At 68.6% G+C, this 13,584-nt stretch carries 10 protein-coding genes; 8 read left to right on the top strand and 2 right to left on the bottom strand.

The window, feature by feature from the left end; genetic code table 11:
* Positions 1 to 3: 3 nt before the first annotated feature.
* From ENSA5_RS39325 to ENSA5_RS23775, 5 genes are all read left to right on the top strand, one after another.
* Positions 4 to 2,013, top strand: coding sequence for a PEP/pyruvate-binding domain-containing protein (locus ENSA5_RS39325; RefSeq protein WP_258182995.1), 2,010 nt, complete (start codon positions 4 to 6; stop codon positions 2,011 to 2,013).
* A gap of 251 nt (positions 2,014 to 2,264) precedes the next feature.
* Positions 2,265 to 2,825 (top strand): MYXO-CTERM sorting domain-containing protein, encoded by a 561-nt coding sequence (locus ENSA5_RS23790; protein WP_106393982.1) that lies wholly within the window; start codon positions 2,265 to 2,267, stop codon positions 2,823 to 2,825.
* A gap of 16 nt (positions 2,826 to 2,841) precedes the next feature.
* Positions 2,842 to 3,897, top strand: coding sequence for an NHL repeat-containing protein (locus ENSA5_RS23785; RefSeq protein WP_106393981.1), 1,056 nt, complete (start codon positions 2,842 to 2,844; stop codon positions 3,895 to 3,897).
* Between the two features lie 146 nt (positions 3,898 to 4,043).
* Positions 4,044 to 5,153, top strand: a complete 1,110-nt coding sequence (locus tag ENSA5_RS23780) for a trypsin-like serine protease (RefSeq protein ID WP_106393980.1) — start codon at positions 4,044 to 4,046, stop codon at positions 5,151 to 5,153.
* Positions 5,048 to 6,220, top strand: coding sequence for a sulfotransferase family protein (locus ENSA5_RS23775; RefSeq protein ID WP_181198075.1), 1,173 nt, complete (start codon positions 5,048 to 5,050; stop codon positions 6,218 to 6,220). Before ENSA5_RS23780 ends, ENSA5_RS23775 begins: the two co-directional genes overlap by 106 nt.
* Positions 6,221 to 6,484: 264 nt before the next feature.
* Here the strand turns inward: ENSA5_RS23775 and tyrS are convergent, their stop codons facing one another.
* Positions 6,485 to 7,705, bottom strand: a complete 1,221-nt coding sequence (gene tyrS, locus ENSA5_RS23770; RefSeq protein ID WP_106393978.1) for a tyrosine--tRNA ligase — start codon at positions 7,703 to 7,705, stop codon at positions 6,485 to 6,487.
* Between the two features lie 388 nt (positions 7,706 to 8,093).
* Between tyrS and ENSA5_RS23760 the strand changes: the two genes are divergently transcribed.
* Together ENSA5_RS23760 and ENSA5_RS23755 are read left to right on the top strand one after the other, a co-directional pair.
* Entirely contained in the window at positions 8,094 to 8,618 is a 525-nt protein-coding gene (locus ENSA5_RS23760) for a DUF4234 domain-containing protein (RefSeq protein ID WP_106393977.1), read from the top strand.
* Positions 8,619 to 8,694: 76 nt separating this feature from the next.
* Complete coding sequence (locus ENSA5_RS23755) at positions 8,695 to 9,192, top strand: cupin domain-containing protein (RefSeq protein ID WP_106393976.1); 498 nt, start codon at positions 8,695 to 8,697, stop codon at positions 9,190 to 9,192.
* Positions 9,193 to 9,243: 51 nt separating this feature from the next.
* Here ENSA5_RS23755 and ENSA5_RS23750 read toward each other — a convergent pair whose 3' ends face one another.
* Positions 9,244 to 11,859, bottom strand: coding sequence for a DEAD/DEAH box helicase (locus ENSA5_RS23750; protein ID WP_106393975.1), 2,616 nt, complete (start codon positions 11,857 to 11,859; stop codon positions 9,244 to 9,246).
* Between the two features lie 75 nt (positions 11,860 to 11,934).
* Here ENSA5_RS23750 and ENSA5_RS23745 point away from each other — a divergent pair, with 75 nt between their 5' ends.
* Complete coding sequence (locus ENSA5_RS23745; RefSeq protein ID WP_106393974.1) at positions 11,935 to 13,524, top strand: hypothetical protein; 1,590 nt, start codon at positions 11,935 to 11,937, stop codon at positions 13,522 to 13,524.
* The last annotated feature ends 60 nt before the right edge of the window (positions 13,525 to 13,584 follow it).

Genomic DNA, 13,584 nt, shown 5'->3' with positions numbered 1-13,584 from the left:
TTGATGCAAGCACGACCTCACCTGCGCCGCGTGTTGCTGAGTCTGAGCTTGGCCCCGGTCCTGCTCGCGTGTCGCGACCCGGGCCCCGAGGCGCAGGTCTGCGCGATCACCGATCAGGACCCCGACTCCAGCCAGACCCTCGGGTGCCGCGAAGACTTCGATCGGCTCGCCGCCAAGCCGCTCAATTCAGCCAAGGTCAACGCCTACTCGGCGAAGACCCTCGTCGACACCTTCGACGATCAGCTCTACGTTCAAAACAGCGACCGCTACCCGATCCACTGGGATTTCGCGTTCGAGCACCTTTCCGGCCAGGGTAAGCCGATCGTCCCCCAGCTCGGCGACTTCAACCAATCCGAGTATTACTCGCCAGGCCGCAGGTTTTATCTCGGCGCGATCACCTACTACGAGGGGCCCGACAAGTGGACCTACGAGATCTCGCCCTACGACACCGCCAGCGCCAAGATGATCGCGGCCGCCTACGCCAAGATCCGCGACAACAGCTTTTTTGGTGAGCGTCTCTACTTTCATCCGACCTCCGAGGCCGTCGAGCACGAGGCCGAGGAGCTGCCCGAGTGGGTCAAAGTCATCACGACCGAAGCGCTCTACGCCGATCAAGAGGTCCAGATCCTCAACACCGGTGAGACCTACGCCAAGCTCGTGTTCGTCAGCTCCGCGGAGCTCGACAGCGCCTACCTTGGCTTTCGCGACCTCGTCGTGCTCGACAAGGTCCCCAACGACATCTCCGTGGTCTCGGGGATCATCACCGAGGCCTTTCAGACCCCGCTGTCCCACATCAACGTGCTCAGCCAAAGCCGCGGCACGCCCAACATCGCCCTCGCCGGCGCGTGGACCGACGAGGAGCTGCGCGCGCTCGAGGGCGAGTGGGTGCGCTTTGTGGTCACCGCCGACGACTGGACGATCGAGGAGGTCAGCGCCGCCCAGGCCGAGGCCTGGTGGCAGGAGCACCGCCCGGCCCCGCTCGGCGTGCCGGCCAAGGATCTCTCGGTCCAGGCGCTGACCGACATCGAGGAGCTCCTCGACCCGATGCTCGACGACGAGGCGGCGATCGACGCCGCGGTCCCGGCCTTCGGCGGCAAGGCCAGCAACTACGCGGTCCTGGCCAAGATCGGCGCCAACCTCAACCCGCCCAAGGCCTTCGCGGTCCCGATCTACTTCTACGATCAGTTCTTGGTCGAGCACGGCTTTGACGTCCGGATCGCGCAGCTGCTGGCCGACGACAGCTTCCGCGACGACGCGCAGACCCGCGACACCATGCTCGCGAGCCTCCGCGACGACATGGTCGCGGCGCCCCTCAACGCCGAATTCGAGGCCGCCGTCCTCGCCAAGCTCGACGCCGACTACCCCGGCCTGCGCATGCGCTTTCGCTCGAGCACCAACGCCGAGGACCTCGAGGGCTTCACGGGCGCGGGCCTCTACACGTCCAAGAGCGGCTACGCGATGTCGGCCGAGGATCCCTTTCAGGCCGCGATCAAGCAGGTCTGGGCCAGCGTGTGGTCGTTCCGCGCGTTCGAGGAGCGCGAGTACCGAGGCATCGAGCACACCGCCGTCGGCATGGCGCTGCTCGTCCACCGCTCGTTCCCTGACGAAGAGGCCAACGGCGTCGCCCTGACCGCCAACATCTTCGATCAGTCAGGCGCCGAGCCGGGCTTTTACATCAACGTCCAAGAGGGCGGCGCCTCGGTCGTCAAGCCGAGCCCCGGGGTGAGCACGGACCAGCTCATCTATCACTTCGACTTCCCCGGTCAGCCCGTGGTCTACATCGCCCACTCGAACTTGGTCGCGCCCGGTGAGAAGGTCCTGACCAACGCCGAGCTCTACGAGCTCGGGACTGCCCTCGACGCGATCCACAGCTACTTCGCCGGGATCTACCCGCCCAACGAAGACGGGTGGTATGCGATGGATGTCGAGTTCAAGTTCGATGACGTCGATGAATTCGACGAGCCGGTGCTGTGGGTCAAGCAGGCCCGACCGCACCCGGGCTTGGGGGATTAGCTGCCCCTGGCCGCGCCGCACGTCGGAGCATCACGCTATATTTCTTGCATGTGCCTTGCCCCGGTGACCCGAGGGGCCTACCTCGTTGAGTAGATATGGGTAGGTTCGTCGGCGACGACGAGACACCCCACGCAGGCAGGCGAGCGCGCGTGGGTCCCCCTCGACTGCCGCGCAGATCCGTCCAAACGCCGTTCTGCTCGTTTCTTTGGCTCCGAGCTGATCGAGCGCGGCGCTCATGGCACAAGGAGACAGTGCACCTGCGTAAGCGACTGCTCCTCGTCGTGACGGCCGCCGCCCTCGGCCTCGCCTCCAGCAACGCGCTCGCCGCCGAGGCGGGCGATAACGGACTCGGAGGTGACTTCTCGTCGGTGTGGTTCGTCTCGCCCCTGCCCAACGCCTCGTTCGAGGACGCGCCCGCGACCTTCGAGGCTGAGGTCGGCGTCTACCAGGGCCTCGACGACGGCCCGATCGCGACCGTCGAGGTCTTCGTCAATGGCGACTCGCTCGGCGAGCAAGAGTGCGCCGACGGCTGCGTCTACCCCGACATCGAGCTCGCCAAGGGCATCCACGAGCTCGAGGTCGTCGCCGACATCGGCGTCACCGCGGGCGTGACCGTGTATGTCGACGAGGAGGTCCCGCCCGTCGATATGGGCGAGACCGGCGAGTCCGGCGAGTCCGGCGAGTCCGGAGACCAAGACGGCGGCGAGGGGGGCGGGAAGTGCAGCGTCAGCGACCGGCCGATGTCGCCGTGGAGCCTCCTGGCGCTGCCGCTGCTCCTGCTCGTGCCTGGCCTTCGTCGCCGCCGGGCCTGAGCGCCTCGCCGATCCGATGGGCGCCCGCTCCCAACATGCAGCCCGCGCGCTGGGCTCGCTCGTCCTGTCGCTGATCTCGGCGTGCACCGACCCAGGGGGGGCGCTCGACACCGACAGCGAAGCGTCAACGTCGACCGACTCGGACGACACCACCGGGGGCGTCACCTACGACTGCGCGAACTTGCCCGGGCCCTGGATCCGCCAGCTCGACGGGCCGATCGCCGCCGCCGACGTGGCCTTCGACGACCAGGGCAACCTCGTCGGCAGCAACACTCAGGATCTGTTCAAGACCTCGAGCGCCGATGGCCAGCCGGCCCTGTGGGTGCCCGGCGCCGCCGGTCGTGCGGCCGTGCGGCAATTGTCGGATGGCCGGATCGCCGTCGTCCAGGAGATGTTCTTTCGCGTCCTGGTCTTCAGCCCCGACGGCAGCTCGGCGGTCCTGGCCAGTAACCTCGTGTACCCCTTCGGGCTCGTCGAGGACCTCGACGGGAACATCTACATTGGCGACGAGACCCGCATCGTGCGAGTCGACGCCGAGTCCGGCGAGACCGAAGTCTGGCTCGACGCGCCGGGCTTCGTCTCGCGCTGGGTCAGCTTCGATCGCGACTATGACGCCCTGTTCGTCGGAGGCCGAAGCGAGGTCATCTACCGGGTCCCGCTCGGGCCGGGCGGCGAAGCGGGCGAGCCGATCGAGTGGGGCACGCTGCCGCTGTTCGGCGACCCCGGCCCGGCACCGCCGCCCAATCAAGGCGGCGGCGCCGGGACCAAGACCGACGGCGAGGGCCCCGATGAGAGCAACGAGCGCCTCGCCCTCGTCGATGGCCTCGGCGTCGACGCCTGCGGGAACCTCTACGTGGCCGAGTTTCACTCGCGCGGGCTGTACAAGATCCCCGCGGGCGGCGGCGCGGGCGAGCTCTTCGTCGGCTGGGAGCCGTTCCGCTACGGCCACGGGCTGCAGTGGGGCTCGGGGATCGGTGATTGGAGCGCGACCTCGCTCTACCTTCCCCAGCCCTACAACGAGTTCAACGTGATCGAAGTCGAGGTTGGGGTGCCGCAAAAGCAGCAGCCCTGACCTCGCTGCCGATGCCGCGAGCCGCGAGCTCGGCCCGCTGCGCGGCCCCGAGCCAGCTCCCACGCCGCCTGGGCTCAGAATCGGACTCGTCTTCGCTCGCCCCGCTGTGCCCTGTCTTTGGCGCCGTGAATTCGACATGATGAAGCGTGGGTCGCCGACACACGCGCGCGCGGATCGTGGCGATCACGACCCTGGCGACGACACTGAGCGCGAGCGCGAGCGCGAGCGCGAGCGAGCCCAAGACCGAGCACGGCATCTGGGGCGGCGAGCCAGCCGAGGTCTGCGCGCTGCCAACGGTCGCGTGGCTGCCCGAGCCCGGCTGCTCCGCGGTTTTAATTGGGCCCGAGCTGGTCCTGACCGCGGCCCACTGCACCCAGAGCCTGACCCCGCCCACGGTCGTGTTCGGCGAGGACGCTTCGGCTCCGGCGCTCGTGCGCGAGACCATCGCGTGCGTCCCCAACCCCGCGTGGACCGGGCTCGTCGACGCCAGCGACTTTGGCTACTGCCGCCTGGCCGAGCCGGTCGCGCTGCCGATCGTCCCGGTCGCCCGCGGCTGTGAGCTCGACGCCCTCGCGCCCGGCGGCGCGGTCGTGCTCGCGGGCTTCGGGGAGGACGAGCAGGGGCTCAGCGGGCGCAAACGCTGGGTCGAGACCGAGCTCTCGGCCCTCGACGCCGGGCTCCTGACCCTCGGCGGTGGCGGCGACGACAGCTGCTTCGGCGACTCCGGCGGGCCCGTGCTGTTCGAGCGCGAGGGCGAGTGGCGGATCGTCGGGCTGATCATCGGTGGCGACACCTGCGGCGCGGGCGGACTGGCCGCGCGAGCCGACGACGCGCTGATCCACGCCGAGCTCGACACCGGCCTCGATCTCGATCCCTGCCGCGCTGCCGACGGCACCTGGGCCCCGAGCGCAACCTGTGGCGACTTCGCCAGCGCGCCGCTCGAGCCCGCTGGTCAGTGGAGCAGCGCTTGCGCGAGCGGACCCCTCTCGGGCGCCGCCGCGAGCTGCGGCCCCGCGTTCGAGCCCGGGACCGAGCCGGGCGGCTGCGGATGCTCGACCTCGCCCACCGATCCCCGCGGCCCCCTACGCGACCCGACCTGGCCCGTCCTCGCGCTCCTGCTCGCCTTCCTCTGCAAGGGTATAGTGCGGGGGTGTCCAACCCTCTCGACGAGCAGGAGCTCCTCGGCGCGGCCGCCCAGCGCTTCGCCGTGGACATACCCCTCGAAGACGAATTCCGCCCGGCCTTCGCGGCGCTGACCAAGGCCCTGCGCCAGGAGGCCCGGCTGAGCGCGGCCGGGCGAACCCGAACCATCGAGCGGCTCATCGCCCAGCTCGGGGAGCGCGCGGCCCTCGCCGAGCTCGAGCGCAGCGAGCCCGCGATCGCCCAGCTCGAGGTCGCGCGGCCGATCGTGATCACCGGCTTCCCGCGAACCGGCACGACCCTGCTCCACAACCTCCTCGCCCGGGTCGAGGGCCTGTGGGCGCCGCCGCTGTGGCAGCTCGTCGCCCCGGCCGCCTCGGCCCACGACGACGACGCGTGGGAGCGAGCCCAGCGCAGCGAGACCGCGACCATGCTCGACGAGCTCTACGCCGCCGCGCCGAGCTTTCGCAGCATCCACCCCATGGACCCCGCGTGGCCCGACCAGTGCAACTGGCTGCTGCGCAAGAGCTTCTCGACCATGGCCAACGCGTTCACGTGGTTCGTGCCGGGCTACGTGCAATTTCTCAGCACCTGCGACATGCGCCCGGCCTACGCCGACCACCAGCGGTGGCTGCGAGCGCTGCTCCATCGTCGTCAGCGGCGGCTCGGCGCGGTCCCGAGGCTCGCGCTCAAAGATCCCTTTCACATGTGGCACGCCCAGGCGCTGCTGGCCGTGTACCCCGACGCGACGATCATCCAGCTCCACCGCGAGCCCGCCCAGGTCGTGCCCTCCTTCGCGAGCTTGTGCGCGACCTTGCAGACCGTCGACACCGACTCCCCGCGCCGCCCGGCCGAGATCGGGCGCTTTTGCCTGTACATCCTCGGTCGCGGGCTCGAGGCGCTCGAGCGGGCCCGGCAGCAGCTGCCCGCGGACCGCTTCGTGGATCTCTCGTATCGTGAGCTCGTCGCGTCGCCGGGCGCCGTGCTGCGCAAGCTCGGCGCCCGGCTCGACTTCAACGCCGAGGGGGTCGCGGTCGAAGAGGCCGGCGAGTGGCTCGAGCGCAACCGCCAGCACAAGAGCGGGCGCCATCAGTATTCCCTCGATGACTTCGGGCTGACCCCGGAGGTCATCGACGAATACTTCGCGACCTATCGGTCGCGCTTCGGGCCGCTGCTCGCGTAGCGCCACCCCTGTCGGAGGACAACGAGCGACCGCGCCGCCCGTAGCGAGCCCCGCCGCCTCGCGGGACAACTCGTTACAGACATGACTCATGTAGTCAAAGGGGCTCTCGCTAAGTTCACATGGCAACTTGGACTCGTGCAAGGTGCCTTATGGAGAAATGGAAAAGCGACGACCTAGCAGCCCGTGGTGCAATGCCTCGCGCCGCCTCGCTTGGCCTTTTCGCCGAGGGCTTTGTCGCCAAAACTTGCAGTACGCCCGGCAGCCCTACTGGGGGGCGACGCGGAAGAACCGGCGCTTGCCGACCTGGACGACGGCCTCGCCGTGGAGCGCGTGGAGGTGATCCGTGATCGCGACCCCGTCGATCTTGACCGCGCCGCCGTCGAGCAGGCGCCGGGCCTTGTTGCGCGACGCGGCGAACCCGACGTCGACGATCGCGTCGAGGATCGAGCGCGGCTCGGCCAGGGCGAGGGTCGGCATGTCGTCGGGCAGCTGCTTGCGCTGATGGACCTGGCTAAAGTGCGCCGCGGCCTCGTCGGCGGCCGCGTCGCCGTGGTAGGCCGCGACGATCTCGCGGGCCAGCTGCTTCTTGAGCTCCATCGGGTGCAGCGTCCCGTCGCCCAGCTGGGCGAGCCGGGCGTCGATGGCCTCGGGCACCCAGCGGGTCACGTGGGGGAGCCACGCGACCATGGTCTCGTCGGAGATGCTCATCGCCTTGCCGTACTGCTCGACCGGGGGGTCGTCGAGGCCGATGGTGTTGCCCTGGCTCTTGGACATGCGGCGGACGCCGTCGGTGCCGACGAGGATCGGCATGGTCATGCACACGCAGGGCGGCTGGCCCGCGTGGATCTGCAGCCGCCGACCAGCCATGAGGTTGTAGAGCTGCTCGGTCGCCCCAAGCTGGACGTCGGCGCGCAGGTGGACGGCGTCGTAGCCCTGCAGCAGGGCGTAGAGCAGCTCGTGCAGCCCGATCGGGTTGCCGGCGTCGACGCGCTTGCGGAACGCCTCGCGGCCGAGGAACTGCTGGACCGTGAACTGGGCGGCGACGTCGATGAACTGCGCGAGCGGGAGCTCGGCGAGCCAGTCGCCGTTGAACACGACCCGAGTCCGCTCGCGGTCGAGGACCTTGAAGGCCTGCTCGGCGTAGGTCTCCCCGGCCTCCCGCACGCTGTCGGCGTCGAGGCGGGGCCGCCCGGTGGCCTTGTCGCTGGTATCGCCGACCTGGGCCGTGAAGGTCCCGACGAGGAAGATGACGTCGTGGCCGAAGTCCTGAAACTGCCGCATCTTGCGCAGGGTCACGGCGTGGCCGATGTGGAGATCGGGTCGGGTCGGGTCGTAGCCGGTGTAGACGCGCAGCCCCCGGCCCTCCTTCTGCGCCCTGCGCAGCGCCTCCGCGAGCTCCCTGCTCGCGGTCTCGCGCAGCCCCTCGTCACCGAAGTCCGTCCCCCGCATCAGCGCGCGGACCTGGTCGTCGATCGTGGCGGACATGAGCGTGGAGCCTACAAGCCCGCTCGGCGTCCGACCAGCGCGCGCGCGAGCCCGAGGCTGCGCTCGCGCGGCGACACGGCGGACGAGACCCGGACGCCTAGCAGCCCGGGGTGCTAGCAGCCCGTGGTGCAGCCGGCTGTCGAGGTCGGGGATCCCGGCGAGCTCGGGGCACGCGAGCGACCAGGGGACGAGGGCGCGCAGACGGACGCGAGCCTCGACTTCGAGCCGCCACCCTCGCCCGTGGTCGTGGTCGAGGACGAGGTCGAGGTCGAGGTCGAGGTCGAGGTCGAGGTCATCGCACGAACGGGCCCGGAGCTTGCGTGGGCTGCCGATCGTCGTGCTCCTGGTCCTCGCGTTGCTGCTCTACTTCCTCGCCCGCTGAAGGGGCTTGACCAGCTCGACCCGCGAACCGAGCCAAACGGCGTTCCCCAAGGCCGAGGTCGTCAACACGCTCGGTTGTGAGCACGTGGTCCAACCAGCTGCGGCCTGGCGGCCAAGGATGAGTGTCAGCACACGCATCATCAGGCTTGTCAGTGAACAGGGGGCAGGCGATCATCGCGCCGCACCACCGACGACTCCCACCCATCTAGGAACCCACGCAATGTTCGAGAAGAGCCCCATCTCCGTCCTCATCCTCTCCATGGTCACCTTCGGGATCTACGGCATCATCTGGCTGTACAAGACCTCGGAAGAGATGCAGCAGCGCGGCATCGAGCTACCCAGCTTCATCTTCGTCTTCATCCCCATCCTCAATTTTCTCTACGCCTGGAAGTACTACCAGGGCGTCGAGAGGCTGAGCAACGGAGAGCACACGGCGACGATGCTGTTCCTCTTCTCGCTCCTCGGCCCGCTCAGCCTGGTCTCCTTTTGGCAGACCCAGACGACCTTCAACAAGGTCGCCGCCGCCGGCTGAACCACCACGCGCTCTACCTCTCGAGCGAGGCGGCCGCGGCCGCCCGCTCGCTCGCCAGACAGCTCCGCTTCCAACGATGTCCACCAAAGATCACCTCGTCCGCCCCAGCGAGCTCGACGCGAGCGAAGAGTTCCGCGTCAGCCATCCGCTCAATGATCAGTCCGAGATCTTCATGACGCGGCTCAGTGACCGCGCAGGCCTGACCCACCTCGGCGTCTCCATTGCCCGCATCCCCCCCGGCAAGGAGAGCTTCGCCCTCCACGTCCACAGCGTGAACGAAGAGTGGATCTACGTGCTCTCGGGTGAAGGTCAGGTCCGCTTCGACGACGAGGAGCTCGCGCTGCGCCCGGGCGACTTTTGCGGGTTCCCTCCCAACGGGCCCGCCCACCTCGTGCGCAACACCTCCACCGTCGACCTCGTCTTGCTTCAAGGCGGCGATCGCAGGCCCGGCGACCGCGGTCGCTTCCCCGAGCTCGGCCTCGTCACCTACCAACACGACGACAGCCACGTGGCCCTCGTCCCCGAAGATCAGATCGAGATACGCCCGTTCTCGGACTGGATGAAGGACGACTGAGCGAGCGTTTGGGGTGAGGTCGAGCGCGCAGCGCTTGACTCAGGCCGAGGCCTAAGTCCCGATCCGCAACACTCGAACCACGGGCCCTTCGGGTGAGGGGTCCTCGCGCAGATCCACCTCACCCTCGATGTACCAAAACCCGTCATCCTCGGGATCCACAAAGGTGTAGCGGACCCCCCACAGGTGCCGCGCTTGCTCGGTGATCTGCGTGCGATCGGTCTGCCGCGCGCGGGGACTGAACACCAATTTTTCGTACTCCGAGTAGTACCCGGCCATGACCGACTCGAGCCGCGCCTCATCCCACTCGTTGCCCTCGGCGTCGGGCCGGGCGCGGAACGAGGCCAGCGCCTCCTCCCAGTCCTGCCGCGCGAGCGCGTGGACCAGCTGGTGGAGCTCTGCGCGGATTCGTGCGTAGAACTCCTTCTTGTCGAGCGAGATGTCGAGCTCTTCGGGCCGCATCCGCTCGAGCTTCTCGGCCAGGCGCTCGTCGACCTCGTGGGCCCCGCTGAGCATCCGCTCCCACTCTTGAACCAGGCTCGAGTCGACGCGCTCGATCGTCGCGCGTAGCCACGCGATCGCGTCGACGAGGGCCTCGGTCTTGTAGGCGTCGGGCACGGTCTGGTCGAGGGTCTTGTAGGTCTGATGCAGGTGCCGCAGCAGCAAGCCCTCGCTGCGCGCGAGGCTGTAGGTCTTTACATAGTCATTGAAAGTCGCCCATTGCTCGTACATGTCGCGGGCGATCGACTTGGGCCGAATGTTCTCGGTCCCGACCCAGGGGTGCTTGGCGGCGAAATTATTGAACGTATCGTAGATGAACTCGACGTCGGGCTTGAGGTAGCTGACCTTCTCGAGCTCCTCCATCCGCGCGTCGTACTCCATGCCCTCGGCCTTGAGCTCGGCCACGCGATCACCCCGGAGCTTCGACTCCTGGCGCATCAGCAACACCCGCGGGTTCTCGAGGATCGCCTCGGCCAGGCTCATCACGTGCAGGGGGTAGCCCTCGCTGTCGGGGTCGAGGAGCTCGAGGGCCTCGACGAGGTAGAGCCCGAGGGCCTGCAGGAGCGAAAAGTGACGCTGGAGCTCCTCGGCCACGAACACGCAGCGGCCCCGCTTGCCGCCCTCGCGCGGGCGCAGCTCGACGATGCCCGCGCCCCGCAGCGCGCGAAACAGCTGGGCCGACTCGCGCTTGAGCCCGGTGATGACGACGGCGCGCTCGCCCGAGTCGGCGATCAGCCGGAGCAGATCCCGGTAGCCCCCGTCGGTCCGCTCGGGGTCCCACAGCTGCGCCTGGGGCCGCTGGAGGATGTTGAGCATCATCCCGTGGTCAACCCGAAACGCGGCCTGCAAGGTCTCGGGCTCGCCCTCGACCAGCCGCTTGAAGGTGTCTTCGTCCCAGTGGACGTAGCCGCGCTCGGGCGGCTTCTTGCGCACGAATTTCTTGGGCTTCTTGCCGGGCTTGCTGGCCGAGCGGGCCTTGGCCTCGAGCTTGAGGTTCTCGATCACGTGCTCGGGCGCCTGCGCGATCACCCAGCCGCGCTCGTCAAAGCCCTTGCGCCCGGCCCGCCCCGAGATCTGCTTGAAGTCGCGGACCGCGAGGATCTTGGTGCTCTCGCCGTCGTACTTGCACAGCTTGGTGAACAAGACCGTGCGGATCGGGATGTTGACCCCGACCCCGAGGGTGTCGGTCCCGCAGATGACCTGAAGCAGCCCGTCTTGGGCCAGCTTCTCGATCAGCAGGCGATACTTGGGCAGCAAGCCCGCGTGGTGGAGCCCGACGCCAGCCTTGATGAAGCGCTGGATGTCCTTGCCGTAGATCGTGTCGAAGCGAAAGCCGTGGAGCGCGTCGTTGATCCGGCCGCGCTGCTCGCGGTCGATCAGCTTCATCGAGGTCAGGGCCTGGGCCAGCTCGGCGGCCTCGCGCTGGGTGAAGTTGACAACGTAAGCGGGCGCGCGCCCGCCCTCGACGATCTCCTCGATCGTCTCGTGGATCGGCGACTGCGAGTACGAGAACTCGAGCGGGACCGGCCGCTCGCTCGACTTGACCAGCGCGACCTCGTGCTCGGTCCGGGTCTCGAGCTCGTGCTCGAAGCGCGCGGTGTCGCCGAGCGTCGCCGACATCAGCATGAAGGTGGTCTGGGGCAGGGTCAGCAGCGGGATCTGCCAGGCGATGCCGCGGTCTCGGTCGGCGAAGAAGTGAAACTCGTCGAGGACCGCGTAGTCGACCTTGGCCTGGCTGCCGTCGCGCAGGGCGATGTTGGCCAGGACCTCGGCCGTGCAGCACACGACCTGGGCGTCGTTGTTGAGCGCCGCGTCGCCGGTCAGCATCCCAACGCGCTCGGCGCCAAACACCCGGCACAGATCGAAGAATTTTTCCGAGACCAGCGCCTTGATCGGCGAGGTGTAGTAGGCCCGCTCGCCGCGACACAGGGCCCGGAAGTGCATCGCCAGCGCGACCAGCGACTTGCCCGAGCCCGTCGGCGTGTTGAGGATGACGTGGCGCCCGGCCATGATCTCGAGCACCGCCTCCTCCTGGTGCGGATAGAGCTCGAACCCGGCCTCAATCGTCCAGTCGAGGAAGTGCTCGAGGATCTGGTCGTCGCTCAGACTCCCGGGCGCGCCCTCGGCGGGCAGCGGGACGCCGTCGACCAACATGCGGGTGCTCGACATGAGCCCCGATCATCGAAGATCCCGACCACCAGGGCAAATGGGGCCCAGGGCTTGACCGAGGGTCTATACTTCACCATGCGCCCCGCCCGAGCCTCCAGCCTGGCCATCGCCCTGCTCCTCGCTGCGTGCGGCGGTGACGACGTCGAAGCCGGGGACGGCGAGACAAGCGGGCCCGAGCCCTTCAGCCCGGTCCGCGGCGACCTCGAGATCACCTCGATCGAGATCTCGCAGTCGGTCGTCCAGCCGATCTACCGAGACGGCAAGGTCGTCGATCCGACCACCTACGGCGTCCCGCTGATCCCCAACCGGCACATGTGGGTCCGGGCGCTGTGGGATCCGCCGCTCGAGTGGACGCCGCGCCCGCTCGTCGCCCGGCTCCACGTCGAGGGCCCCGACGGCGAGGAGGTCGTCTACGACGACCGCGAGAGCGAGGCCGGCAATCCGCCCTTCGTGGTCGGAAAGTCCCAGCCGACCGACCTGCTCACGAGCTTCTACTGGCGCCTCGACCCCGAGGACGTGGTCCCGGGCATGCGCTACAGCGTGACCGTCGTCGAGCCCGACCCCGACCCCGAGATCCCCGAGTCGACGGGCAAGACCCGGTGGCCGCGAGAGAAGAACACGGCGATGCCGATCATGCCCGATCCGGCCAAGCTGAACCTCTACATCGTCGGGGTCCACTACGACGTGCCGGGCTGCTCGACCGACACCAGCGTGCTGCCCGAAGACGAGCTCGACGCGATCCGCTCGGGCTTCCAGGCCTGGAGCGCGATCGAGTCGAACGGCGTGACGATCGACACCTCGCTGAGCGTCGACATCAACTCGCCGACCAACGTGATCGAGCTGCTCTCCGTCGTCGGCCCGATCCGCGCCGAGTATGCCGACATCCCCGACGCCTTCTTCTTGATCCTGCTCGACGACTGCTCCGTGATCCCCGACGGGATCTTGGGCGTCGCGCCCGTCAACAACGTGCCCCCGACCCTCGGCGACTCGGTCATGCGCTACGGCGCGGGCCTGTGGAACCCCAACGACATCCAGGAGTCGGTCAACACCGCCGTCCACGAGATCGGCCACGCGCAGGGCTCTCAGCACGCCCCCTGTGGCGGCGCCGCCGATCCCGATCCCCTCTACCCCCACGAGAACGCGACGCTCGGAGCTCAAGGCCTCGATCCCTACACCGCGCAGTTTTACGATCCGCTCGGCTACACCGACTTCATGAGCTACTGCCGGCCCTACTGGATCTCGGACTACCGGTTCACGCGCAGCTACAACGTGCAGACGGTGCTCACCGCCTTCGCTGGCGCCAACATGCAGGGCGCGGCCCCAGCTCCAACGGGCGACACGCGCACCGTGCTCACGGGCATCGTCCAGCCCGAAGGCGAGACGCTGTGGTGGGTCAACGACAGCCCGACGCCGCCCGAGCCCAGCCTCGACGCTGAGCTGCGCGTGGTCCTGAGCACCGAAGCCGGCGAGCTCGAGCTCGGCACGGACACGCGGCCGCTGCCCGACCTCCCCGGCGGCAGGCTCGTGCAGGTTCCGCTCGCTGAGGGGATCGCGCTCGAGGACATCGAGGCGATCGACGTCCGCGGGGCGCTCGAGCTGCGGGTGAGCGAGCCGAAGATCGTCGACGCGCGCACGCGCGAGGTTCACGTGCGAGAGCCGGGCTGAGCGCGCTCAGCCGCCGGGCAGGGCAACGCCACCCACGACCCGGTCCCGGCTTTCGCCACG

The organism is Enhygromyxa salina (assembly GCF_002994615.1).
Classification (GTDB): domain Bacteria; phylum Myxococcota_A; class Polyangia; order Nannocystales; family Nannocystaceae; genus Plesiocystis; species Plesiocystis salina_A.
The sequence above is the reverse complement of the archived record's forward strand: the minus strand, read 5'-3'. Positions and strand labels throughout refer to the sequence as shown.